This is a genomic window from Leifsonia sp. NPDC058230, from assembly GCF_042882245.1.
Lineage (GTDB): Bacteria > Actinomycetota > Actinomycetes > Actinomycetales > Microbacteriaceae > Leifsonia.
In genome coordinates, this window is the sequence record NZ_JBHVWM010000001.1 from 815,618 (window position 1) to 840,057 (window position 24,440).

At 68.0% G+C, this 24,440-nt stretch carries 24 protein-coding genes and 3 tRNA genes; 22 read left to right on the top strand and 5 right to left on the bottom strand.

Going from position 1 to position 24,440, the window contains the following annotated elements; translation table 11 throughout:
* The first annotated feature begins 16 nt into the window (after positions 1-16).
* Positions 17-1,042 (top strand): alpha/beta hydrolase, encoded by a 1,026-nt coding sequence (locus ACFVV0_RS04135; RefSeq protein ID WP_387058604.1) that lies wholly within the window; start codon positions 17-19, stop codon positions 1,040-1,042.
* 15 nt (positions 1,043-1,057) lie between these two features.
* Here the strand turns inward: ACFVV0_RS04135 and ACFVV0_RS04140 are convergent, their stop codons facing one another.
* Positions 1,058-1,546 carry a YajQ family cyclic di-GMP-binding protein gene (locus ACFVV0_RS04140; protein ID WP_387058607.1) on the bottom strand — a complete coding sequence of 163 codons (489 nt, stop codon included), beginning with the start codon at positions 1,544-1,546 and terminating at the stop codon, positions 1,058-1,060.
* A 154-nt stretch (positions 1,547-1,700) separates the two neighbouring features.
* Between ACFVV0_RS04140 and ACFVV0_RS04145 the strand changes: the two genes are divergently transcribed.
* Positions 1,701-3,359, top strand: coding sequence for an esterase-like activity of phytase family protein (locus tag ACFVV0_RS04145; RefSeq protein ID WP_387058610.1), 1,659 nt, complete (start codon positions 1,701-1,703; stop codon positions 3,357-3,359).
* A gap of 80 nt (positions 3,360-3,439) precedes the next feature.
* On the top strand, positions 3,440-4,396 hold the full coding sequence (locus ACFVV0_RS04150) for an acetylxylan esterase (RefSeq protein WP_387058612.1): 957 nt from the start codon (positions 3,440-3,442) through the stop codon (positions 4,394-4,396).
* On the opposite strand, the gene ACFVV0_RS04155 is transcribed toward ACFVV0_RS04150, so the two are convergent.
* A complete protein-coding gene (locus ACFVV0_RS04155) occupies positions 4,393-4,659 on the bottom strand; it encodes a hypothetical protein (RefSeq protein ID WP_387058615.1) in 267 nt (88 codons plus the stop codon). The genes ACFVV0_RS04150 and ACFVV0_RS04155 overlap by 4 nt on opposite strands.
* Before the next feature lie 63 nt (positions 4,660-4,722).
* Here ACFVV0_RS04155 and ACFVV0_RS04160 point away from each other — a divergent pair, with 63 nt between their 5' ends.
* The 8 genes from ACFVV0_RS04160 to ACFVV0_RS04195 all read left to right on the top strand — a co-directional run bounded on the left by ACFVV0_RS04160 (position 4,723) and on the right by ACFVV0_RS04195 (position 11,477).
* Entirely contained in the window at positions 4,723-5,355 is a 633-nt protein-coding gene (locus ACFVV0_RS04160) for a DedA family protein (RefSeq protein ID WP_387058618.1), read from the top strand.
* Between the two features lie 5 nt (positions 5,356-5,360).
* Positions 5,361-6,590 carry a sensor histidine kinase gene (locus tag ACFVV0_RS04165; protein WP_387058621.1) on the top strand — a complete coding sequence of 410 codons (1,230 nt, stop codon included), beginning with the start codon at positions 5,361-5,363 and terminating at the stop codon, positions 6,588-6,590.
* Positions 6,587-7,258 (top strand): response regulator, encoded by a 672-nt coding sequence (locus ACFVV0_RS04170; RefSeq protein ID WP_387058623.1) that lies wholly within the window; start codon positions 6,587-6,589, stop codon positions 7,256-7,258. Before ACFVV0_RS04165 ends, ACFVV0_RS04170 begins: the two co-directional genes overlap by 4 nt.
* Before the next feature lie 149 nt (positions 7,259-7,407).
* Positions 7,408-8,763: an acyltransferase gene (locus tag ACFVV0_RS04175; protein WP_387058626.1), complete on the top strand. Its 1,356-nt coding sequence runs from the start codon at positions 7,408-7,410 to the stop codon at positions 8,761-8,763.
* 73 nt (positions 8,764-8,836) lie between these two features.
* Entirely contained in the window at positions 8,837-9,205 is a 369-nt protein-coding gene (locus ACFVV0_RS04180) for a helix-turn-helix domain-containing protein (protein ID WP_387058629.1), read from the top strand.
* An 87-nt stretch (positions 9,206-9,292) separates the two neighbouring features.
* Positions 9,293-9,374, top strand: a tRNA-Tyr gene (locus ACFVV0_RS04185).
* A 239-nt stretch (positions 9,375-9,613) separates the two neighbouring features.
* The gene (locus tag ACFVV0_RS04190) at positions 9,614-10,426 is read left to right on the top strand and encodes an inositol monophosphatase family protein (RefSeq protein ID WP_387058632.1); all 813 of its coding nucleotides are present in this window, start codon (positions 9,614-9,616) and stop codon (positions 10,424-10,426) included.
* A 187-nt stretch (positions 10,427-10,613) separates the two neighbouring features.
* Positions 10,614-11,477 carry a M23 family metallopeptidase gene (locus ACFVV0_RS04195; protein ID WP_387058635.1) on the top strand — a complete coding sequence of 288 codons (864 nt, stop codon included), beginning with the start codon at positions 10,614-10,616 and terminating at the stop codon, positions 11,475-11,477.
* A 49-nt stretch (positions 11,478-11,526) separates the two neighbouring features.
* Here ACFVV0_RS04195 and ACFVV0_RS04200 read toward each other — a convergent pair whose 3' ends face one another.
* The 3 genes from ACFVV0_RS04200 to ACFVV0_RS04210 all read right to left on the bottom strand — a co-directional run bounded on the left by ACFVV0_RS04200 (position 11,527) and on the right by ACFVV0_RS04210 (position 14,779).
* Entirely contained in the window at positions 11,527-13,251 is a 1,725-nt protein-coding gene (locus ACFVV0_RS04200) for an alpha-amylase family glycosyl hydrolase (RefSeq protein ID WP_387058638.1), read from the bottom strand.
* Positions 13,252-13,379: 128 nt separating this feature from the next.
* Positions 13,380-13,934 (bottom strand): GNAT family N-acetyltransferase, encoded by a 555-nt coding sequence (locus ACFVV0_RS04205; protein WP_387058641.1) that lies wholly within the window; start codon positions 13,932-13,934, stop codon positions 13,380-13,382.
* Complete coding sequence (locus tag ACFVV0_RS04210) at positions 13,931-14,779, bottom strand: pentapeptide repeat-containing protein (RefSeq protein WP_387058644.1); 849 nt, start codon at positions 14,777-14,779, stop codon at positions 13,931-13,933. Before ACFVV0_RS04210 ends, ACFVV0_RS04205 begins: the two co-directional genes overlap by 4 nt.
* 98 nt (positions 14,780-14,877) lie before the next feature.
* Between ACFVV0_RS04210 and ACFVV0_RS04215 the strand changes: the two genes are divergently transcribed.
* The 11 genes from ACFVV0_RS04215 to ACFVV0_RS04265 all read left to right on the top strand — a co-directional run bounded on the left by ACFVV0_RS04215 (position 14,878) and on the right by ACFVV0_RS04265 (position 24,415).
* Positions 14,878-15,834 carry an aldo/keto reductase gene (locus ACFVV0_RS04215; RefSeq protein ID WP_387058647.1) on the top strand — a complete coding sequence of 319 codons (957 nt, stop codon included), beginning with the start codon at positions 14,878-14,880 and terminating at the stop codon, positions 15,832-15,834.
* Between the two features lie 121 nt (positions 15,835-15,955).
* Positions 15,956-16,027: transfer RNA gene (locus tag ACFVV0_RS04220), tRNA-Thr, on the top strand.
* A 34-nt stretch (positions 16,028-16,061) separates the two neighbouring features.
* Positions 16,062-16,135: transfer RNA gene (locus ACFVV0_RS04225), tRNA-Met, on the top strand.
* A 102-nt stretch (positions 16,136-16,237) separates the two neighbouring features.
* Entirely contained in the window at positions 16,238-17,224 is a 987-nt protein-coding gene (locus tag ACFVV0_RS04230; protein ID WP_387058650.1) for a LacI family DNA-binding transcriptional regulator, read from the top strand.
* A gap of 98 nt (positions 17,225-17,322) precedes the next feature.
* Entirely contained in the window at positions 17,323-18,300 is a 978-nt protein-coding gene (locus tag ACFVV0_RS04235) for a ribokinase (protein ID WP_387058653.1), read from the top strand.
* Positions 18,297-18,776 (top strand): RpiB/LacA/LacB family sugar-phosphate isomerase, encoded by a 480-nt coding sequence (locus tag ACFVV0_RS04240; protein ID WP_387058656.1) that lies wholly within the window; start codon positions 18,297-18,299, stop codon positions 18,774-18,776. The genes ACFVV0_RS04235 and ACFVV0_RS04240 overlap by 4 nt, the downstream gene beginning before the upstream one ends.
* Before the next feature lie 40 nt (positions 18,777-18,816).
* Positions 18,817-20,151, top strand: coding sequence for an MFS transporter (locus ACFVV0_RS04245; protein ID WP_387058659.1), 1,335 nt, complete (start codon positions 18,817-18,819; stop codon positions 20,149-20,151).
* A 173-nt stretch (positions 20,152-20,324) separates the two neighbouring features.
* Positions 20,325-22,289 (top strand): potassium transporter Kup, encoded by a 1,965-nt coding sequence (locus ACFVV0_RS04250; RefSeq protein ID WP_387058662.1) that lies wholly within the window; start codon positions 20,325-20,327, stop codon positions 22,287-22,289.
* A 20-nt stretch (positions 22,290-22,309) separates the two neighbouring features.
* Positions 22,310-22,972, top strand: a complete 663-nt coding sequence (locus ACFVV0_RS04255; protein ID WP_387058665.1) for an Hsp20/alpha crystallin family protein — start codon at positions 22,310-22,312, stop codon at positions 22,970-22,972.
* Positions 22,969-23,298, top strand: a complete 330-nt coding sequence (locus tag ACFVV0_RS04260) for a hypothetical protein (protein WP_387058667.1) — start codon at positions 22,969-22,971, stop codon at positions 23,296-23,298. Before ACFVV0_RS04255 ends, ACFVV0_RS04260 begins: the two co-directional genes overlap by 4 nt.
* Positions 23,299-23,401: 103 nt before the next feature.
* Positions 23,402-24,415, top strand: a complete 1,014-nt coding sequence (locus ACFVV0_RS04265) for a CorA family divalent cation transporter (RefSeq protein WP_387058670.1) — start codon at positions 23,402-23,404, stop codon at positions 24,413-24,415.
* Positions 24,416-24,440 lie beyond the last annotated feature (25 nt).

Consider the following 24,440-nt stretch of genomic DNA (forward strand, 5'->3'; position numbering starts at 1 on the left):
CTGGCACCCTAGGTGAATGACGCGAGAAGCGAACTGGCAACCGGATGTGCTCGGGGAGCCGTTTGAGCAGCTGACACTTCCGCTCGAGCCGGACGCCGAGGGGGAGGTCGTCGCGACTCTGGTGCGTTACGCGCCCGGCCCGAGGCTCGCCGACCTGCGCTTCGGGCGGGAGGAGGCGGAGAACACCGACGTGCTCTACGTGCACGGATGGTCGGACTACTTCTTCCATCGCGAGCTCGCCGAGTACTGGCACGGCATCGGCGCCCGCTTCTTCGCGCTCGACCTGCGTAAGTACGGGCGCAGTCTGCGTCCCTGGCAGACGCCGGGGTACATCGAGGATCTCGCCGCCTACGACGAGGAGCTCGAGGCGGCGCTCACGGTGATCGGCCACGGAGAGGGCGCCGGCGGTGCGCATCCCGGCACCGCACGCCCTCACCGGCGCAGGCTCGTGCTCTTCGGTCACTCCACGGGCGGCCTCACGGTGAGCCTGTGGGCGAACCGGCACCGCGGGAGGGCGGATGCGCTCCTGCTGAACAGCCCATGGCTCGAGTTCCAGGGGCACTCGGTCGGGCGGGCGGCGCTGGCGCCGATCGTCGGGCTGCAGGCGCGAGTCGACCCGCGCTCCGCGCTGCCCAACGTCGATCTCGGGTTCTACACCCGATCGGTGTCGGCGACCATGGACGGTGAATGGGACTACGACCTGGCCTGGCGTCCGGCGAGGGGGTTCGCTGTGCATCCGGCGTGGCTGAACGCAGTGCTGGCCGGGCACGCTCAGGTCGCGACGGGCCTGTCTATCGATGCGCCCGTGCTCACGATGCTCTCGGCACGATCGACCATCCTGCCGCGATGGACGCCCGAGATGATGAGCTCGGACATCGTGCTCGTCGTCGAGGACATCGCACAGCGTACCCTGAAGCTCGCCCCGACGGTCACCGTGACCCGCCTGGACGGAGCCCTCCACGACGTCTTCCTGTCGCGGATGCCGGTGAGGCAGCAGGCGTACACGCGGATGACGCAGTGGCTGCGCGCCTACCTGACGTGAGCAGCGGGGCGGGGCCTACCGGAAGTTGACGAACTGCAGGGCCACGTCGAGGTCGGCGTTCTTCAGGAGCGCCATGGTCGCCTGGAGGTCGTCGCGGCTCTTCGAGCTGACCCGCAGCTCATCGCCCTGGATCTGCGCCTTGACGGTCTTGGGCGCCTCGTCGCGGATGAGCTTGGAGATCTTCTTGGCGGCGTCCTGCTCGATCCCGTTCTTCAGGCTCGACTCGATGCGGAACTCCTTGCCGGAGGCGAACGGCTCCCCGGTGTCGAGCGAGCGCAGGGAGATGCCCCGCTTGATGAGCTTCGACTCGAAGACCTCGAGCACCGCCTTCACGCGCTCCTCGGTGTTGGCCTTCATGAGGACCTTCTCGCCGCTCCACTCGATCGACGCGCCCACGTTCTTGAAGTCGTAGCGCTGCTCGACCTCCTTGCGGGCTTGATTGAGGGCGTTGTCGGCCTCCATCTTGTCGACCTTGCTGACCACGTCGAACGTTGAATCTGCCATGACCCCAGTCTAAATCCCTGGCCCGGCTTCACCCCTCGTTCAGGGGACACGCTCCGAACGGACACCGCCAGTATGCGATCCGGCTACCGCCGGCGAGCAGACTCCCGCTGGCCTCGGCGATCGCCCGAGCCTCGCGATTCGAAAGGAACCTCGTATGAACCGTTCCGTGATCTCCACTGTCGGAGCCGTCGTGGCGGGCGGTGTCGCACTGTCACTGTTCGCCGGCGGAGCGGCAGCAGCGGTCCCCGCCAAGCCGCCGGCATCCCATCAGCCCTCCGTCGCGTCCGCCGTCGACGACGCCTACCTTCTCTCCTCCGGTCGTACCCTGGACGCCCGCACGAGCGTGCTGCGCAACGACCGCGGACCGGCCGCGACGATCGTCTCCCACACCTCTCCGGCTCACGGATCGCTGACCCTGAACGACGACGGAACGTTCAGCTACGTGCCTGCCGCCGGCTTCACCGGAGTCGACACCTTCAGCTACACGGTCAACGACGCTGTCAAGCTGTACCGCACGCACCTTCCCGCTCTGGCCACCATCGGCGGTGTCTCGATCACGGGCGGCGCCTACGGCTCCTCGCTCACCCCTGTACCCGGCTCCTCGGACGAGTTCTACGGACTGACGGACCGCGGCCCGAACGTCACCGCGCCCGACGGCGTCACAAAGGTCGAACCCCTTCCCACGTTCGATCCCGCGATCGGCCGCTTCCGGCTGGTCGACGGAAAAGCGGTGCTCGAGCGCTCGATCCCTCTCCGGGCCGCCAACGGCACGCCGTACAACGGAGCGGTCAACACGCAGGCGAACACGGGTGAGGCGATCGTCGATCTGAACGGCAAGCCGTTGGCTGCGAGCCCCAACGGATACGACTCGGAGGGCTTGGTCGCTCTGCGCGACGGGACGTTCTGGGTCTCCGACGAGTACGGGCCCTTCATCACGCATTTCGACCGCAACGGAAAGCAGCTCGATCGCCTCTCGCCGTTCGGTGAGGGCCTGCCCGCCGAGCTCGCGATGCGCGTGCCGAACAAGGGCATGGAGGGCCTGACGATCACTCCCGATGGCTCGACGCTGGTCGGCATGATGCAGTCCGCCCTGCAGACGCCCGACCTCAAGGCAAAGGCCGCCAACGTGACCACGCTGCGGATCGTCACGTACGGCCTCAAGAACCACAAGGTGCACGAGTACCTCTACCTGCTGACCGACCCGAAGAAGAACGCGGGGGCGGTCAGCGAGATCACGGCCGTGTCGAACACGCGATTCATCGTCGACGAGCGCGACGGCAATTTCGAGCCCAACGCGTTCAAGCAGCTCTACGCCATCGACATCTCGAAGGCGACGGATGTCGGACCGGCCTCATCGGTGAGCGGCGCGCACTACGACGCAGCCAAGGGCGGCCTCCTGGTCGGGTCGCCCGCGAAGAGCATCGACGCCTATGTCGCCGATGCCGACACTGCAGGGGCGACCGCGGCGCTCGCATCGGTCGGGATCACGCCGGTCGGCAAGCAGACCGATGTCGACCTGGGGGCGTTGCTGACGAAGCTCGATCCGACGGGCGGCTTCTTCGGGCACGACAAGGTCGAGGGTGTCGCGACGACCGACGCTGGCAAGACGCTCGTGGTCAGCAATGACAACGACTTCGGCATCGACGGGGTCTCGAACGCCGCCGCGCCGTGGGAACTCCACGAGAAGGTGCTTCCGAACGGCACGCAGGACGACGGTGAGTACCTGGTCGTCGACACGACGCGCCTGAACGATGCCAACAGCACGGCGACCGTCTCGGTCTTCGTCACCCCGGAGGGCATCTACACCCGCTGACGCGCCCGACCGCCGGCACCGCACCTGAGGTGTGCGGTGCCGGCGGCGAGCGCCCGGTTCGCACCCAATAAAGTGGATCCATGTTCACAGACCTCGCCGAAGCGGACTTGCGCGAATACTCCGGAAGCCAGCTCGACCCTGCCGACTTCGACGAGTTCTGGGCCGACACTCTGGATGAGTCCCGCGCGTTCGCGCTCGAGGTCACCGTCGAGCCCGTCTCGAGTCCCGTGAAGACCGTCGAGATCTTCGACGTGACCTTTTCCGGATACCGGGGGCAGCCGGTCAAGGCGTGGCTGCGCGTTCCGGCCGGTGCCGAGGCTCCGCTGCCGGCACTCGTGCAGTTCGTCGGCTACGGCGGAGGACGCGGGCATGCGGTCGAGAACCTGCTCTGGGCATCCGCCGGCTTCGCTCACTTCCAGATGGACACCCGCGGCCAGGGCTCGTCCTGGAGCTCCGGCGACACCCCCGACCCCGACGGTTCGGGACCGGCGTATCCCGGCGTCATGACGCGCGGCATCGAAAGCCGTGAGACCTATTACTACCGCCGGGTCTTCGTGGACGCCGTGCGTGCCGTCGAGGCGGCTCGTTCACTGCCGTCCGTCGATCCGTCGCGCGTGTCTGTGCTGGGATTCAGCCAGGGCGGCGGCATCGCACTCGCGGTGGCCGGGCTCGTACCCGACCTGCACGCCGCGTTCCCCTTCGTGCCCTTCTTGTGTGATTTCCCCCGCGCGACCACGATCACCGACGATTACCCGTACCAGGAGATCGTGCGCTACCTCGCCGTGCACCGCGACAAGGCCTCGACGGTGTTCGAGACGCTTCGCTACTTCGACGGCGTGAACTTCGCCAAACGGGCGGCGAGCCCGGCCCTGTTCTCGACGGCGCTCATGGATCCGACCTGCCCGCCCTCCACCGTGTTCGCGGCGTACAACTCGTACGCGGCAGACAAGGAGATCACGGTCTGGCCGTACAACGCGCACGAAGGCGGCGCGCTCCAGGACGAGCTCAACGCGCTCGAGGCCCTGCTCGCGCGCTAAGCCGTCTGCTGCAGTTCGGCCAGGTACGTGACGTGGCAGCCGTCGCCACCGCACTCGACGCAGAGCAGCACTTCTTCTTCGCGCTGGACCGGGTCGGCGCCGGTTCCGTCACACCGTTCGCAAATCAACACTGTCCTCATGCCGACGATTCTGCGCCGCACCACCGACAGGGTCGTCAGGTGTGGCGGGGTGTCGCGGATCGGCACGGATATCACTCCGCCGTAGGGGGCGCATCCGTACCGGCGGGTGACGCGGTCGCGCACCCCTCCTTCCTAGCCTCGAAGCGGCGGAGCACGTCCGCCCCCGAGACCGAGAGGAGGGCGCCCGTGGATGCCGTCAACGAGTTCATAGCGCACGCAGCCTCATCCCCGTGGATCTACCTCGTCGTGCTGGGGGTCGTGTTCGTCGACGCCTTCTTCCCGCCGGTGCCGAGCGAGTCGATCGTGATCGCTGCGGCGGCGGCCGGCATCTACCTCGGGCAGCCGGTGATCGCCGCCGTGATCGCGTGCGCCGCGGTCGGCGCCATCCTCGGCGACAACCTCACGTTCGCGATCGGCCGGGCCGTCGGTCTCGACCGGTTCCGGTGGATGCAGCGGCCCCGCATCCGGGTCGCACTCGGCTGGGCCCGTCGCGGGCTCGACCGGCGGGCGGCAGCACTGCTGCTCACGGCGCGCTATGTGCCGGTCGGGCGGGTCGCGGTGAATCTCGTCGCCGGTGCATCCGGATTCTCCCGTCCCCGATTCTTCGGGCTCTCGGTGATCGCCGGGCTCTCCTGGTCGCTCTACTCGGTTACGGTGGGAGTGCTCGCGGGCCAGTGGCTGCACGGCAACCCGTTGCTCGGGATGCTGGTCGGCATCGGGATGGGGCTGGTCACCGGCGTCGTCGTGGATGCGGTGATCCGGATCGCCGCCAAGCGCCGCGCGAGCGGCACCGTTCTGAGCCAGGTGAGGGAACAATGAGTGAGATGTCAGCGACCGCAGCACCCGTGCGGCAGCGTCTCGATCCCCTGCTCGTGCTGATGTGGGGTGTCGGCGGCACCGCGGCCCTCGCCCTGGTGGCGCTGAGCGCATCCCTCGGCTCGACGATCTACGGCATCAACGTCGTCGCCGCGCTCCTGCTCGCGGTGATTCAGGGCGGCGCCATCCTGCTCGCCATCGTCCTGCCCCGAACGGCGATGGCCCTGTCCGTCGCGGCCGTGATCGCCTTCGCGCTCGCAGCCGCGCAGGACGGGCAGAGTCCGTGGCCGATCGCCGTGACGTCGATGGTCGCGCAGTCGGTCACCATCCTCTTCGCCACGATCCGCTCCGACTGGCGGACCGGGTTGATCGGATGGGGTGCCGGCGTGGTCGGCGCGGTCCTGGTCGGCCTCACCGCGCTGCGCTCTCCGACCAACGGCGGCCCAGCCCTGGCGGATCTGATCGTCTTCACCTCCATCACCGGCGCCGTGCTCGTAGCTGCGCTGCTCATCACCCAGTGGCGTGCGGTGCGGGAGCAACTGCTGAGGGAGCAGCAGGTCTCGGCGTCCGAGCTGGCCCGGCGCGAGATCGCGGAAGAGCGCACCCGGATCGCCCGCGAACTGCACGATGTCGTCGCTCACGGGATGTCCTCGATCCAGGTGCAGGCGGCCTCGGCCCGGTACCGCATCCCGTCGCTGAGCGAGGAGGCTGCTGCGGAGTTCGACGACCTCGCGGCCACCGCCCGCAACGCGATGGGGGAGATGCGCCGGCTGCTCGGTGTGCTCCGCAGCGAGGACACGGCCGTCGATCTCGCGCCTCAACCCGGCATCGCGGATGTGGACGCCCTCGTCGGCAAGCTCGCTCGCGCCGGGGGAGCGGTGCGTCTGGAGAACCGCATCCCCGCCACGGTGATGGACGCGCTCGATCCCGCCCTCTCACTCACCGTCTTCCGGATCGTGCAGGAGTCGCTGAGCAACGTCGCCCGGCACGCCACGGGGGCAGACACCCTCGTGCTGCTCGACGCCGCCGACGGGGCGATCGACGTCGAGGTGCGGAACGGCAGCGCGCCCGGACGCCCCGCATCCGCCCCCGCCCCCGACACCGGTGGCCACGGGATCCGCGGGATGCGCGAGCGCGCCGTGCTCCTCGGCGGCACACTGGAAGCGGCGCGCACCGACGATGGCGGTTACGTCGTCCGCGCTACGCTGCCCCTTCCGACCCCGAGAGGAACCGCATGACGATCACCGTGCTCATCGCCGACGATCAGGCGATGGTGCGGGCGGGCTTCGCCGCCATCCTCGACGCGCAAGACGATATCGAGGTCGTCGGGCAGGCGGCCGACGGAGCCGAAGCGGTCGAGGCGGCCCGGCGGCTGCGGCCCGACCTGGTGCTGATGGATGTGCGGATGCCGACCATGAACGGCATCGACGCGACCCGCGAGCTCGTCCATCCGAGCCGCGGAGAGCCGCATCGCCCGCTCGTGCTCGTGCTCACGACGTTCGACGCCGACGACTACGTGCACGATGCTCTGAACGCGGGCGCGAGCGGGTTCCTGCTGAAGGACGCCCTGCCCGAAGATCTCGTGCAGGCTGTGCGGGTGGTCGCGGCCGGGGATGCGCTGCTCGCTCCGCGCGTCACCAAACGCCTCCTCGAACGGTTCGCCGCTCAGCGCCCCGCGAATAGCCGCCACGTGCTCGCCCTGGCCGACCTCACCGATCGGGAGCGCGAGATCCTCGTGCTGATCGGCCGCGGCCGCTCCAACGGCGAGATCGCCGCCGAGCTCTACATCGCCGAGCAGACCGTGAAGACCCACGTGAGCCGGATCTTCAGCAAGCTCGGGCTGCGCGACCGGGTGCACGCGGTGATCCTGGCGTTCGACGCCGGACTGGTCGAGCCTGCGCCCTGAGCTCGCGCCCTGAGCTTGTGCGTCGCGCGACTCCGCGACGGTACTGCGGTAGGGGTCCCGGTTGGCTCTGCGGATGGACGACGCACCCCCAACCCCGCTGAGATGCTCCGTTCGACGGCCAGCCATGGCCGACGGAAGGAGCTCCGCCCATGCCCGCAACGCTCGCCCCGACCCGGGCGGACACCGTGTCGACGGTCGCCGCTCCGCGCATCCGGACTGTCCCGATACCCGCCAGGGACGCGACGGTCGACATCGCGCGGGCCTGGTGCTTGACCGTCGTCGTCGCCCTGCACGCGCTCATGGTCGGGGTCAGCGTATCGTCTGACGGGCCCGTGCTCGCCAACGCACTCGACCGCTGGGCCTGGTTTCCGGTCTTCAGCTGGTTCGCGCAGATCATGCCGCTCTTCTTCGTGCTCGGCGGGTTCTCGAGCTCTCTGCAGTGGTCCCGGATGCGTGCCCGCGGCGTTCGCCCGTCGGAGTACGTGGCCGGTCGGATGCGCCGCCTGCTCCGGCCGGCCGCCGTCGCCGTGACCGCCGTGGTCGTCGCCCTCGCCGCGCTGACCGTTTGCGGCGTGCCGCCTGAGATCGTGGCGACCGCCGGATTCCGGCTCAGTCAGCCGCTGTGGTTCCTCGGCGTGTACATCCTGTGCACCGCGTTCGTCCCGCTCCTCGACGCCGCCCATCGGCGCGCCCCCGTCGTGACCGTCGCGGCGCTCGCGGCGGCGGTCGTCACGGTGGACGTGGTGCGCCTGTGGGCCGGGGTGGCCGTCGTGGGCTTCGCGAACCTGCTCTTCGTGTGGGTGCTCATCCAGCAGTTCGGCTTCTGGCTCGCCGACGGGTGGACAGCCCGCCGGGAGCCCCGGATGCTCGGGGCGCTCGCGGCGCTCGCCCTCGCGGTGTTGCTCGTCCTCTGCCTCACGAAGGTCTACTCGTTCGACATGCTCGTGAACCTCAACCCGCCGACGCTCGCGCTGGTGCTCCTCGGGGTCGCGCAGCTCGCACTCTTCGAGCTCGCGCGGCCCTGGCTGCGACGGCTGCAGCGCATCCGGTCGCTGGCGATCGTGGTCGACACGGTGAACGCGCGCGCGATGACGGTGTACCTGTGGCACATGCTGGTACTGATCGCCCTGGCGGGCGCGTTGCTGCTCAGCGGCGCACGCCTTCCCGTGCCGCTGAGCGGCGACTGGTGGCTGACCCGGCCGCTGTGGCTGGTCGCAGTGGCGGCGTTCGTGACGGCGGTGGTCGCGCTGGCGGGACGGGTCGAGGCGAGGCGTCGCGGCGGTGCGGATGCGGCTCCTTCTGCATCCTGGGCTTGGGCTGCCTATGGGAGTGCGGTCCTCGGCGCGGGTGGTGTGCTCGTCCTGCTCGTGACAGGGTTCTCCCTCGCGGGCGGGATCCTCGGCGCGGCGCTGGTCGTGGGCGGTGAGCGGCTGAGTCGGCCGGGCGCGGGAGCGCTGCAGCTGCCATGGAGGTCGCCCGCACCGCGGATTCTGCCCAGAGCATAACTGCGGCGACAGGGCGGCGGATCGGGGCGGGCGCGCCTAGGCTGGCGGACACACCGACCGTCAGGAGGGGACCATGCTGTTGCGTCACGCGATCGGTGCGGTGCTCAGACGGATGCGACTGGAGCGCGGCAAGACACTGCGTCAGCTGTCGGAGTCGGCGCGCATCTCGCTTCCGTATCTCTCCGAGGTGGAGCGGGGACGCAAGGAGGCGTCGTCGGAGATCCTCGCCACGCTCTGCCGCGTGCTCGACGTCAGCGAGCGGGAGCTCCTCGCGCGCGTTGCTGCGGAGTTCTCGACGCGGGAGGTCGTGACGGCGGCCACGGTGCTCGAGCTTCCGCGCTCGGCGGGAGCCGGTCTCGGCACTTCCAGGGACACCGCGCACGTGCTCTCCGCGCCGACGACGCGCCGCGAAAGCCACGCGCCGCAACTGCTCGCTGCCTGAGCACTCGCTGATTTCGTTTACCGACGTTCGATGAGTATTCTTGTCGAGCGCCTTCGGCCAGCAGAGAACTGGTGGTTGGAGCGCCACGGCGAGTTACCCAAGCGGCCAAAGGGATCTGACTGTAAATCAGCCGGCGTAGCCTTCGGGGGTTCGAATCCCTCACTCGCCACACCAGTAGAACAAAGGGCTTCAGCATGATCGCTGAAGCCCTTTGTCTGTCTGACGGCTGATGGAGCTCAAGAGGGTGGCGGCTCGGCCGCCATACCCGAAACGACGGCCAAGCCGTCGAACGGGGTCTGAGCCCGACGAGGCTCACACTAGCCCCCTTTGACGGGTGTCCGATAGCGCGAGCCGAAACTCGAGGCACGGATGGCCGCACCGGGCGCCCGGGTCTGCGAGGCTGGGAGCATGCCATCGAATGCCGAACTCCTTGCCATTGCACTCACTGTCGCGCGCCGCGCGGGCGAACTGGCGCGGCAGCGCCGGGAGGCCGGGGTGGAGGTGGCGGCGTCCAAGTCTTCGCTGAGCGACATCGTGACGCAGGCCGACCGGGAGTCCGAGAACCTCATCCGCCAGGCGATCGCGGCGGCACGGCCGAATGACGGGTTCTTCGGCGAGGAGTCGGGCGGCGCAGAAGGCACGAGCGGGCTCACCTGGGTCGTCGACCCGATCGACGGCACTGTCAACTACTTCTACGGCATCCCTTCCTATGCGGTGAGTGTCGCGGTCGTCGAGGGCGACCCCGATCCGCTCACCTGGCGCACGCTCGCCGGGGCCGTGGTCAATCCGGCGAACGGTGAGGTCTACACAGCGTCGGAGGGTGGCGGAGCGCATCTCAACGGGCGTCAGCTGCGGGTCAAGGAGAACACCGAGCTCGAGCTCGCCCTCGTCGGCACCGGCTTCGGCTACGACGCAGCGAAGCGGGTGCGGCAGGCGCGCATCGTGGCCGAACTGATCGGCAAGGTTCGGGATGTGCGGCGCATCGGCGCAGCATCCCTCGACCTGTGCAATGTGGCCGCGGGCAGGCTCGACGCCTACTACGAACGCGGGCTCAACCCCTGGGATCACGCGGCCGGTGCGCTCATCGCGCGCGAAGCGGGGGCGACGGTCGGCGGACTGGGGGATGCGCGCGAGAACGACGAGCTGATCGTCGCGGCCCAGCCGGGGCTGTTCACCCAGCTCAACCCGCTCATCCAGGCTGCCTACGCCGACTGGGTGTGACGTCACCCACGAGTTTGGTCCGCGTTTACGATTTCGTTACATTGGATGAGCGCTCGCTTCGCAGCGTGACCCCGTGAACACCGCCCCCGATCGAAAGCCGACCCGACCGTTGACTCCCGACCGCCAGCAAGACGACGCCACCGTGCGTACGTCCCCTGGACCGTCGGACCCGTCGGAGTCGCAGCCCATGACACGGCGGGAGCGTCGCGAACGCGAGCGCGCGGCAGCCGAGGCGGCGCCCGCGTCTGACGCCGCCCCTCTACGGCGCGCGGGTCACCGGCTGCCGCCGCTGCGCGCATCCGGTCGACAGGATGCGGCGCCGACCACGAAGCGACGAACGGCGTACGCCAAGGGATTCAGCGTGCTCGCCATGGCATTCGCCGCCACGATCGCGGTCGCCACCTCGGTTCCCGCGATGGCGCTCCTCACCGAAGACGACGTGCGCGCACAGGCGCAGCAGGCACTGCTCGCTCCGGCCCAGAAGGGCGAGTCGCAGGAGCTGGTGTCTGTGGCAGGCGGCGTCGTCGGTTCGATCATGCGCGACGGCGCCGGCGTCACGTCGGCGGAGCAGGTCTCGGCCCTCAGCCACATGCGCATCGCGGGCACGTTCACGAACAATCCACGCGGGACCATCCAGTGGCCGTTCCCCGTCGGTGTGCCGATCTCAGACTTCTACGGAGCCCGGTCGGCGCCGACAGAGGGGGCGTCGACCAATCACCTCGGCGTCGACTTCGCTCCCGGATCGGGTGTTCCCATCCAGATCATCGCCGACGGCGTCGTTCGGGAAGTCGTGACCGGCGACCTCGGCGGATGCGGAGTCAACGTCACCATCGACCACATGATCGACGGCGCACTCGTCTCGAGCAAGTACTGCCACATGCAGCGTGGTTCGGTGCGGGTCGCGGTCGGCCAGCAGGTCGAGGTCGCCGACATCGTCGGGCAGGTCGGCAGCACCGGTGTCTCGACGGGCGCGCACCTGCACTTCGAGATCCTGCTGCGCGGCACCGAGCACACTGACCCGATGACCTGGCTGAAGGCCAACGCGAACTAGCGCCGCGCCCGGACGACCGCCGACGGCGACGCCCGGGCCAGCTCGTCAGCTAGACGTTGGCGACCCACACGGTGACGTCCTGAGGAATCGTGCCGTCGACCAGGGGGCCGCTCGAGACGAGCACCTCACCGGCGGGCGCAGCGACCGGAGCCTCGCCCAGGTTGGCGACGACGGTGACGTTCCCGTTACGGAACGCGAGCACGTCCTCGCCCAGGTCGAACCAGTCCAGGGTGCCGAAGGCCAGGTCGTGTGCGGCGCGCGCGGCCAGCGCATCCTGGTACATGGTCAGGGTGGAACCGGGGACGCCCTGCTGCACATCGCGAGCGTATGCCGCCCAGGACGCCGGCTGGGGCAGCCAGCTCTCCGCGCTCGGGCCGAAGCCGAAGGACGGGGCCCCGGATTCCCACGGGATGGGCACGCGGCAGCCGTCACGGCCGTATCGCTCGCCATCGGTGCGGAACCAGGTCGGGTCCTGCCGGGCCGAGTCGGGCAGGTCGATCGCCTCGGGAAGGCCGAGTTCCTCGCCCTGGTAGAGGTACGACGAGCCCGGGAGGGCCAGCATCAGAGCGGTCGCCGCCCGGGCGCGGTTCAGTGCGAACGCGGGATCCGGAAGCCCCGTCGTCTTCGGGCCGATACCGTGACCCTGCAGGTTCTCGCCGGTCAGGGCGAGCCGGGTGGCGTGGCGCACGACGTCGTGGTTGGAGAGCACCCAGGTGCTCGGCGCACCAACGCTGCCGAACACCGAGATCGAGCGGTCGATCACGTGCCGGAGCGCATCCGCATCCCACGGCGTCTCCAGGTAGCCGAAGTTGAAGGTCTGCTGCATCTCGTCGGGGCGCACCCAGCGGGCCAGCTTCTCGAGCGGCTCGACCCAGGCTTCGCCGCAGAGGACGCGGTCGCCTTCGTACTGCTCCAGCACCTTGTGCCAGTCGCGGTAGATCTCGTGCACGCCGTCCTGCGCCCAGTACGGGGGAGTGGGCGGCTCAACGGATGCGTGACCGCCGATCTCGGGCTCGAGCGGGACGCCGCCGCCCATGCTGCCACCGTGCTCCGGCGGCGTGTAGTCGGGGAGACCCGGTGCCTTGACCATGCCGTGCGCGACATCCACCCGGAAGCCGTCGACGCCGCGGTCGAGCCAGAACCGCAGGATGCCGCGGAACTGCTCCCACACCCAGGGGTTCTCCCAGTTGAGGTCGGGCTGCGAGCTGTCGAAGAGGTGCAGATACCACTGGCCGAGCGTGCCGTCGGCTTCGACGACGCGGTTCCACGCCGGCCCGCCGAAGATCGACTCCCAGTTGTTGGGCGGCACGGATCCGTCACTGCCCTTGCCCTCGCGGAACATGTACCGCTCACGTTCGGGGCTGCCGGGCCCGGCGGCGAGTGCTGCCTGGAACCAAGCGTGGTCGCTGGACGTGTGATTCGGAACGAGGTCGATGATCACCCGCAGTCCGAGCGCGTGCGCCGTCGCCAGCATGGTGTCGAAGTCGGCGAGTGTGCCGAAGAGCGGGTCGACGTCCTCGTAGTCGGCGACATCGTATCCGGCGTCCCGCTGCGGCGACGTCTGGAAGGGGGAGAGCCACACGGCGTCGACGCCGAGCGTCTTGAGCGCGGGAAGCCGGCGCGTGATACCCGGGAGGTCGCCGATGCCGTCGCCGTCGGCGTCCGCGAACGATCGCGGATACACCTGGTAGATGACGGCGGAGCGCCACCACTCGCGGCCCGGGCGGCTCTCAGGGAGCGCGGATGCGGTGGCGGTCTGGTCTGTTGAGGGCACGGAAATCCTCACGTCGGTGAAAGAGGGGAAGGCCTGAACGATCACTGGTCGGACCGGTTGGTATCGTACAGCCGATCTACTTGGCGTTCGCTGGCTTTCGGCTGGGCTTCCGCGGCCCGGCGCAGTCGTCACCAGCCGAGCGCGAAGACGAGGTGCAGCCCGGTGCCCGGAGGATCGTTCGGGTCGTGCGCGTCGAGGTCGGGTCGCCGCGCGAGCCCGGCCGCGGTGGCGGTGCGCTGGGATGCGACGTTGTCGGGCATCGTGTGCGCGATCAGCGGGCGGTCGGCGAGGGTGGCCCGCCAGGCTTCGGTGCCGGCGACGGCGATCTCCGTGGCGAGCCCGCGCCCCCATCCCGCCGGAGCCAGACGGTAGTAGAGGTTGACCGTCTCGCGGTCGAGCCAGCGCGATGATCGCACGCCGCCGAAGCCGATGACGACGCCCGGGTTCGTCAGCTCCTCGACCGCCCAGTACCCGAAGCCCCGCACCGCCCAGTGGTCGGTCCACGCGGCGAGGCGCTCCTGCGCCTGAGCTCGCTCGGTCATCGGGCCGGCCGGGATGAAACGGTTGGCGGCCGGATCGGAGTGGAGGCGCCAGACCGCATCGAGGTCGTGCTCGTCGACAGCGCGAAGCAGCAGCCGATCGGAGGTCGTCGCGACAGGGAAGTGCACGGCCGCTCCGGTCACGTGGCCCAGTGCGAGGGGCGCTTCAGGATGGGCGGAAGCAGAGTGCGCGCATCCCCCCGCGCCGCGTTCACCTGCGTTTGGGTGAGGTAGATCGCCGTGCGGAGGTCGGCGCCCGCGAGGTTCGCGTCCCGCAGGTCGGCGCCGATGAATTCTGCGGCGGAGAGGTCGACGTCGTGCAGGTCGGCGGCGATGAGCAGGGCCCCGCGCAACTGGGCGCCGCGCAGGTCGCGGCCCGACAGGTCGGCGCCGAGCAGGTCGGCGCCCGGGAGTTCGGCGCCGAAGCGGCCATCGGCCTGTCCGGCGCTCAGAAGGAGGTCTTCGCGGGTGAGTCTGCTCGCCTCACGGAGGAGCGCTGCCACCGGCCCTCGCACGTCGTCGAGGTCGGTGTCCAGGATGTCGGCGGGCGACTTCTCGGTGATGGCCGTGACCTCGGCCGATGCGCGGATCAGCTCGGTGCGCAGGGGAAGGGCCGCGGGCATCCGGAGTGCCTCGTCCAGATACCAGAGCAGCTCGTGCAGCTGACGCATGACCGGGAGCACCGCGAACATGTCGGCGCGAAGCCCGGGAGAAGCGAGCCAGCTCTCACCCGCGAACGTCTGCTGCGACACCTTCTGGCCGGCGCCGAAGCAGTCGAACACCGTGCAGCCCTTGAAGCCACGGTCGCGGAGGTGCGGATGGATCGAGCATCGGAAGTCGCCGTCGAGGTTCTCGCACGGATCACCGGCCGCCTTGTCGAACGCGAAGTCGGCGGACTTGGCGAAGGCGAGCGCCGCGCAGCACAGCCCGAAGCAGTTGGCGCAGTCGGCCATGAGGTCGGGGCGGGCTCCGCGGTCGATCGTGTCCACCCATCCAGGTTAGGCGTTGCGAGTTCTGCCTGTCGGGGAATTCTCGGAGGGGGTCGAGCCGTTGGCCACAGCGTCACACCGAATCGAAGGAGACCTGCATGACTGAATCGCGTCGCACCATCGGAGACTCCGACCTCTCCGTCGTCCCACTCTCGCTGGGTGGCAACGTCTTCGGGTGGACGGCAGACCGCGACACCTCCTTCGCTGTGCTCGACGGCTATGCGGCGGCCGGCGGAAACTTCGTGGACACGGCCGACGGATACTCGGCCTGGGTCCCCGGCAACATCGGCGGCGACTCGGAGCGCATCCTCGGCGAGTGGCTCGACGCCCGCAGCAACCGCGACGACATCGTGCTCGCCACCAAGGTCAGCCAGCACCCCGACTTCAAGGGACTCGGCGGCGACAACATCCTGAGGGCGGCGGATGCGTCGCTCGAGCGCCTGCGCACCGACCACATCGACCTGTACTACGCCCACTTCGACGACGAGACCGTTCCCCTCGAGGAGACGGTCAGCGCACTCTCCAGCCTGGTGGACGCCGGAAAGGTGCGGTACATCGCCATCTCCAACTACTCTCCGGAGCGGATCGAGGAGTGGTTCCGCATCACGAAGGCGAACGGGCTGCACCGCGCGGTCGCCCTCCAGCCGCACTACAACCTGGTCGAGCGCGGCTACGAGGACACCCTGCTCGACCTGGCCGAGCGCGAGAACCTCGGCGTCGTGCCCTACTTCGCGCTCGCCGCGGGATTCCTCACGGGCAAGTACCGCGACGGAGTCCACATCGACAGCCCGCGCGCCGCCGGCGCTTCGAAGTACCTCGACGACCGCGGCCGTTCGGTGCTCGCGGCCCTCGACGACGTGGCGGCCGCGCATGGCGCATCCGTCGCATCCGTCGCCCTCGCCTGGCTCGCCGCGCAGCCGACCGTGGTCGCGCCGATCGCCAGTGCGCGCAGCCTCGACCAGCTGCCCGACCTGCTCGCATCGATGAGCCTGCAGCTCACACCGGCCGAGCTCGACGCCCTCTCCGATGCCTCGGAGCAGGCAGAGGCCGCCTGATCCGACACCGGCGTTCCCGCCGGACTCCGGGCCGCGTTGGATGGTACGAAGCAGGGTCGCGTGAATGGTATCCTCGTACGGTTGCCAAAAACGCGCGGCGCTAGTCGAAACGTTGGCCAACGCCCCCTTAGCTCATTGGTAGAGCACTTCCTTGGTAAGGAAGAGGTAGTGGGTCCGATTCCCACAGGGGGCTCCGTCCTCCCGGTGCCCGGCACCGAGCAGGCCGCGGCGGGGTAGCTCAGGTGGTTAGAGCACACGGCTCATAATCGTGGTGTCGCGGGTTCAAGTCCCGCTCCCGCTACAAGCCCCGAGATCTCGCCATCTCGGGGCTTTTTTCCTGCCTTCGCGTGGGCGTGGGAACTACAGTGTCGTGAGGGTGAAACGTTTCCACGTGGAGGGATCGATGTCGACGATCAAGGATGTCGCCGAGCGTGCCGGAGTCGCACTGGGCACAGCATCGCGTGTTCTGAGCGGAAGTGCTCAGACATCTCCCGAGTCCCGGGCGCGCGTTCTCGCGGCGGCGGCAGAGCTCAACTACGTCAGGAACGGGACGGCGCGGGCATTGCGTCGGTCGCGCACCGAAGTGCTCGGACTGCTGGTGTCGGACATCCGAAATCCCTTCTTCTCCGAGCTCGCCCACGCTGCGGAGAGCGAGGCGATGCGACGTGGCTACGCGGTGCTCCTGGCGAACGCCAACGAGGATGCGGCGCAGGCGGACGAATACTTGCGCATCTTCGCCACACAGCGCATCGACGGCCTGCTGCTCTCTCCGCAAGGACCTGTTTCCCCGCAGCTCGAGTCGTTGGTGGCATCGAAGCTTCCCATCGTTCTGCTCAATCGGAGCCTCGACGGCCTCGACGCTCCGCTCTTCTCCACCGACAATGCCCAGGGAGTCGCCCTGGTTCTCGACTGGCTGCAGGTGCGGGGTCACACGGAGGTCGCCTTCATCGGCGGCCCGACTGCCTTCTCTACGGCCGCAGAGCGCAGAGCGGCATATCTCGCCGGCCGCGAATCGCACGGCATCAGCCTGGACGACCTGCTGATCGACGAGGGCGATTTTCTCGCCGACGGTGCGGAGGCCGCAATGCTCCGCGTCCTCGACCGCGGGAAGCGGCCGACGGCTGTGTTCGGCGTTAATGAACCGACGACTCTGGGGGCCGTCCGTGGTCTGAGGCGCCGTCTCGGCGTGGTCGAAGCCGCGAGGGTCGAGGTCATCTCCTTCGATGACGTGGACTGGTTCGAACTCGCGACCCCTCCCATCAGCGCTGTGCGGATCGGAGCCGCGGAGATCGGGCGGCTCGGGGTGGCCGGACTTCTCGACCTCATCGAGGGCCGGCCCGTCGGCTCACAGCGAGTGGCCACCAGCCTCGTGGACCGCACACTCTCCTGAGCTGCGGGATCGGTTTGCGGATCTGAAGCAACTGATGCATCATTGACGTCGAGACGCATGGAATCGTTTCCATGGAAACGATTCACGAGGAGGTGCACATGGTTCGCGCAGAAGGATCGACCGTCTTCGTCTTCGGCAGCATCAATGCCGACACTTGTTACCGTGTCTCGAGCCTGCCGCTTCCGGGGCAGACCGTTCTCGCCGGCGGCGCTCATGCCTCGCCGGGAGGCAAAGGCGCCAACCAGGCCATCGCCTCCTCCGCAGCGGGCGCATCGACGTTCATGATCGGCGCAGTCGGCGACGACACCGAGGCATCGGCCATGATCCGTGCGCTGGGTGACCGCGGGGTCGGTGTCGACGGCATCGTTGCACGGCCGGATGTGCTGACCGGCCGGGCCCTTGTGCTCGTCGACGATGAAGGCGAGAACTCGATCGTGGTGTTGCCGGGCGCCAACGCGTTACTCGACGACCGTGTCGCAGCCGAGGAGCTCACGACGATCGGTGCGGGTGACGTGTTGGTCTTGCAGAACGAGGTGTCCGCCGCAGCCAACCGCGCCGCAGCCCGTGTGGCCAGGAGAGCCGGCGCCATGGTCATCTGGAACGCAGCACCCGCGCCCGTGGCACCCGAGGACCTCATCCACGACATCGACCTGCTGGTCGTCAACGAAAACGAACTCGCTCAGCTCGCGGCACTTCTCGGCGTCCAGCCTCAGGGTGCCGAAGCAGACGACGCCGTCCGCCTGCTCTCAGAGACAGTGGATGCGCTCCGCCATGACGGCCACATGACGATCGATGCAGTGTGCACACTCGGCGCTGACGGAGCCGTCTACGTCTCGGCCGAAGGCTCCGGTCGCGTCCGCGCTCCCCGAGTGGACGCGGTGGACACTACTGCCGCCGGCGACACGTTGGTCGGCTATCTCGCTGCCCACCCGACGCTGCCACTGGGCGAGCGACTCGTACTCGCGGGAGCAGCCGGGGCTCTCGCCGTCACCCGCGAGGGTGCGTCTTCGTCCATCCCGTCCCTCCGCGATGTCGAGCGGATGCTCGCAGCCACCCCTGAAAGGACTCCCGCATGAGAGTATCCGTCGGAGCCGATCACGCCGGCTTCCCCCTCAAGCAGCGCGTCATCGACGCCGTCGAGAAGCTCGGCCACACCGTGATCGATTGCGGCACGGACAGCACGGATCCGGTCGACTTTCCCGACATCACCCAGGCGACCTGCGCCCCGGTGCTCGACGGGAGCGCCGACCGTGCCGTGCTGGTCTGCGGAACGGGAGCGGGCGCCATCATGGCCGCCAACAAGATCCCCGGCATCCGCTGCGGCCTCGCCAACGAGTCGTACTCTGCGCACCAGGCCGTCGAGCACGACGACGCGAACGTGATCGCTCTCGGCGCCTGGCTCGTGCCGTCCGCCTTCATCGACGACATCGTGGCCCAGTTCCTTGCCGCCACCTTCGACGACGACGCGGACACCCGCCGTCGCGTGGCGAAGCTGAACGCCCTCGACGCGCTCGTTCCCGTATCCGCCACCCCCATCGCGGCAAACCACTAATCCCTTCCCACCTCCCCAATCGATCAAAGGAGATCCATCAGTGACGAACACCACGACCATCCGGCAGACCTCTGCCCTGGGATCGAAAGACCGCAATAAGACGGCGATCGCCGCCGCCCTGGGTACGAGCGTCGAGAACTACGACTTCATCGCCTACGGCACCGCCTCGGCCCTGTACTTCAGCGCCGTCTTCTTCCCAGAGAGCGACCGCTTCGTCGGCACCATGCTCTCGTTCGCAACGCTTGCCGTCGGCTTCCTGATGCGCCCGCTCGGCGGCGCGATCGGGGGCTATCTGGCCGACAGGTTCGGCCGCAAGCCCGTTCTCGTGGGTGCGATGCTCGTGATGGGCGGCGCCACCTTCCTCATCGGCCTGCTTCCCACCTACGCGACCGTCGGTGTGCTGGCCCCGATCCTGCTCGTGATCATCCGGATGATCCAGGGTCTCGCGTTCGGGGCCGAGTGGGGCGGCGCCATCACCATGGCGTATGAGCATGCGCCCTGGAACCGGCGCGGTATGTATGCCGCCATCCCACAGTCGGGCAACCCGCTCGGCATCGCGCTGGCGAGCGCCATGTTCCTCATCTGCGCCAACCTCGAGGGCGACTGGCGCTGGCGCATCCCGTTCCTTCTCAGTGCCGTTCTCGTGATCGTCGCGCTGGTCGTGCGCTCCCGTCTGTCGGAATCACCCGAGTTCGAGGAGGCGAAGGCCGAGGGAAAGATCGAGAAGAACCCGTTCCTCACCACCATCCGGCGCGACTGGAAGGGCGTCCTCCGCGTGATCGCGCTGCGCATCGTCGAGTCGTTCGCCTACTACTCCACGGCTACCTACTTTCTCAACTACCTCACCGAGCGATTCCCGGATATCCGCCCCACGGCGCTCGGAGCCCTCACCGCTGCGAGCATCGTGGCAATCGTCATGACCTTCCTGGCGGGCTCGCTCACCGACCGGGTCGGTCGCCGTCCGATCTACATCGTCGCCTGCATCATTGCGGTTCTGTTCGCGTTCCCGATGTACCTGCTCACCAACGACGGCACCCCCGCGCTCGTCGTCGCCGTGTTCATCTTCGGCATCGGCTTCATCCACGCTGCACTGACGGGGACCCAGGGTTCGCTGCTGACCGAGCAGTTCGGAACCTCCACCCGCACCTCGGGCGCATCGCTCGGCTACCAGATCGCCGCGGCGCTCGGCGGCTTCGCGCCTCTGCTCGCCGCCGTGCTGGTGGGCTGGCTGGGCTGGCCCGGCGCCTCGCTGCTCTACATGTCGGCGGCCGTCATCGGTCTGATCGGAATCCTCGTCACCCGCGAAACCTATGGCCGCGCCGAGCGGGCCCGTGTCAACGCCATCGTGGCCGAGGAGCGCACGCGCGTCTCCTGAGATCTGCCGGGCACCCCACCCGGTGAAAAGCCGGGTGGGGTCGCGCCGTATGGTGCGACCGGTTAAGCGGCGATAAGGCAGTCGAACGCGGGTACCGTAGCGTCAATGCGAGGAACATGTTCGGCCGCACGCGGTTCCCTCGAGCCACACAGTTCAGCCGGTAGGGAGATCCAATGACGGTCTCGGCAAGGCGGGGCGGCGCGGGTGCCGCCAAGAAGGCTCCGGCTAACTCACCCCACAAACGCGGACACGGTTCGCCGGCCATCGTGGCGGCCGCGATTGCCGCGTTGGGCGTCGTCTTCGGCGACATCGGCACCAGCCCGCTCTACGCATTGAAAACAGTCTTCCTGCTCGACGGCGGCGCTGTCCGCGCGAATCAGGCCGATGTCTTCGGCGTGATCTCATTGATGTTCTGGAGCATCACGATCATCGTGTCCATCAAGTACGTCACCATCTTGATGCGTGCGGACAACGACGGTGAGGGCGGCGTGATGGCGCTGGCGGCGCTCGCCCAGCGACTGTATGCCAAACGCGCCTCGCGCGCCGGGATGCTCCTCGTGATCGGCATCGTCGGCGTTGCGTTGTTCTACGGCGACTCGATCATCACGCCGGCGATCAGTGTTCTCTCGGCAGTGGAGGGCCTGCACGTCACCGTGCCGGCCATCGGGCACCTGGTGATCCCCATCGCGGCCGTGATTCTGGTCGGACTCTTCGTTGTTCAGCGTTTCGGGACGGGCAGAGTGGGTGTGCTCTTCGGTCCCGTCATGGTGCTGTGGTTCGTCGTATTGGCGGCGGCCGGCCTGGGCACGGTGATTCACTACCCAACCGTTCTGCTCGGCCTGTCCCCGACCTATGCGATCCTCTTCATCGTCGCGCATCCCACGATCTCGTTCATCGCTCTGGGGGCGGTGGTCCTCGTGATCACGGGAGCCGAAGCCCTCTACGCCGACATGGGACATTTCGGGCGTTCGCCGATTCGCCGCGCCTGGTTCTTCCTCGTCTTCCCTGCGCTCACGATCAACTATCTGGGCCAGGCAGCACTCGTTCTGCACAATCCCGCCGCCAAGGCCAACCCGTTCTTTCTGTTGATTCCGGACTGGGGGCGACTTCCTGTGGTGATCCTGGCGACGGCCGCTACCGTGATCGCCAGCCAGGCCGTCATCTCCGGAGCCTATTCACTCTCACGCCAAGCAGTGCAGCTCGGTCTTCTCCCACCACTCACCATCCGGCAGACGTCAGAGCGCGAGGGCGGCCAGATCTATCTGCCGGCCGTCAACGCCCTCCTGTTGATCGGCGTCATGACCGTGATGCTCGCATTCGGCTCATCCGAGCGACTGTCGACTGCTTACGGTATTTCGGTGACCGGGGCGCTCGTCGTCGACACGTTGCTGCTGCTGCTCGTCGCCCGCCCGTTGTGGCAATGGCAACCGTGGAAGATCGTTGCAGCGGCCGTCGTGTTCGGCGGGTTGGAGCTGGCCTTTCTCGCGGGCAACCTCTCCAAGATCGTCAACGGCGGCTGGGTGCCACTACTCATCGCCGCAGCAGTCGTCGTCGTCATGACGACGTGGCGCCGCGGCCGTCAACTGGTTCAGGATGACCGCAAGGCGAAGGAGGGTTCCCTGTCCGAATTCATTGAGGACGTCCGCGTCCGAAAGCTGCCGAGAGTGCCCGGGATAGCGATCTTTCCGCATCCGAACAAGGACAGCACGCCGCTGGCCCTGCGCGCGAACGTCAAGCACAATCACGTTCTCCACGAGCACGTCATCATCGTGTCGGTGATCACGGCGCAGGTCCCACATGTGCCGATAATGGAGGCGTACACCTACGACGATCTCGGCTTCGCGGACGACGGAATCGATCATCTGACCATCCGCTTCGGCTTCTCGGACAAGCCCGACATCCCCCGAGCACTCCGCGCCGCCTGCACTGCCGGGGTCCTCGCCCTCAAGGCCGGCGAATTCAAGCATGCGTCGTACTTCATCTCCCGTGGGGCGATCCGCACCACTCAGAAATCGGGCATGATCCGGTGGCGCCGGTCACTCTTCATCGCCCTCGCACACAACGCCGCAGACCCCGCCGCCCGGTTCGGACTACCGCCGCTTCAGACCGTGACCATGGGCAGCGACGTCGAGATCTGACCGACGAAGATAAAGCGCACATGTTGGTGAACTCCGCGCCGTTAGCTCTAACCGCTTTCGCTTGGACCCGACAGTGCAAGCGCCTGGGACTTGTTTCACTCTGCTGGGTCGAAGAAACGGCCACTCCGCGGGCGCACACTCGCCTTCAGCGAGACCGTGACGGGCCGAGCGAGGAGGACATCATGACGCTGATGGGATTCGAACCCTTCCACGACGTAGACCGCGCTGTCGAGCAAGCGTTGGGCACGAATCGGCGCACGCGCGCGGTAGCGCTCGAGGCGTATCGGCGCGGCGATCAATACGTCGTCGTGGCAGATGTTCCGGGTACAGATCTCGCTGACGTCGAAGTGCGCGTCGAGCGCAATGTGGTCACCATCACGGTGCAACGCCGGCCGACATTCGGGCCGGATGACGTGGTGCTGATCGACGAGCGTCCGCGCGGTGAATTCGTGCGTCAGCTCTTCCTCGGCGAGAGTCTCGACAGCTCGAAGCTATCGGCGGATTTCGGGAACGGCGTGCTCACTTTGCGCGTTCCGGTCGACGAGTCGAGCAAGCCGCGCCGGGTGGACATCTCCTCCGCGCCGAGCAGCCCTGACGATCGCCAGACGGTCACCATCGGTTCCAACTCGGCCGAGTCGTCCTCGTCCGCGACACCTTCCGCGGAGGCGGGACGGTCGTCATGAACGAGGACCGCATCCCGGAGGACGGCATCGACGATGAGGACGAGATCGGTGAGGCCGACGCCGGCGAGACCCCAGGCTGGGTCGACCCCGCTGAGGGGGAGGTGGACTACGCCCTCGAGGACTCGATCGCGATACGGGAGTTCGCTGACGACCTCGTCACCAACGACGCCGTGGCCGGCGAGACCATCTGGCCGGGCGCAGGCGGGCCGTTCGGCGGTGAGCCACGTGAGCCGGAGCCCATCCTGAACGAACACGAACACGTGCTCGAGCGCGACCCGGAGGAAGCCGTCCTGACGCGGGAAGAGGCGGAGGAAGAGGGCATCTGAGGGCACACGCGGGGGCGGCACCGACACGTCTCCAGCAACCTCGATGACCACAGAAGCTGAAAGGCCGCTGGCGCAGAAGATGTCGCACGACCAGAATCGCCTCATGCAACTCTTCAGCGCGGAAGGGCAGGCGCTTTCGGCCCGGCGTTACAGCCCGGACGGAACGTTCACCGAGTCGGACAGGATCTCGACCGAGGACATCGGTGACAGCTCGACGAGCGGGGCCGGCGGTTTTGTCTGGATCGGGCTGACGGACCCCGACCCGGCGCAGCTCGATGCGCTCGGAGCCGCCGTCGGGCTGCATCCTCTGGTCCGCGACGACATCGACGGCGGACGCCAGCAACCCAAGGTGCAGTGGTTCGACGAGCAGCTGTTCATCGTCCTGCGGGCGCTCCAGCCGGTCGCCGACGGCTCGGAGACGACAATGTCCGAGCTCTATGTCTTCGCCCGGCCGGGCATCCTCGTCACAGTCGCCCCGAGGCGAGGCGCGGGAAGCTTTGACGTGAGGGCCGCCCTCGATGCCGCCTACCCCGCTGTTCTCGGCTTCGGCACCCTCGGCGCCGTCCATGCGATCGTAGCGAGAGTCGTGCGGGGCTACCTCGCCGTCGCTCGTGAGATCGAAGAAGAGCTCGGGGGACTCGAGGACCAGGTCTTCGACGAGACCCAAAAAGACGACAACCTCCGCATCTACCGACTCCGCCGCAGAATCGGCCGGGTCGATCGAGCCGTGACCACACTTGCCGTCGCGTTCGAGAACAGCCGAGGCCGTCTCGTCGAATACTCTGACCTTCACCCAGGGCTCACCCCCTACGTGATCGATCTCATCGAGGACCTCGCCGGTGCGGCTCGGCTCGCCAACGACCAGCAATCGGCGCTCGACGGAGTGATCTCCAGTCATGAGAACGCTGTCGCCTCGGAGCAGAACAGCGACTCCAGAACCATCTCCGCCTTCGCCGCGCTCCTCGCCATCCCCGCAGTCGTCGCCGGGATCTACGGCATGAATTTCACGAACCTCCCCGCCACCAACTGGGCATACGGGTGGGTGCTCATCGTCGCCGTCATCGTCGCCCTCGAGCTCTGGGCATACATCGCCCTCAAGAGAAGGCACTGGTTCTAACCCTGCTCGTGGTCCAAGCATCACG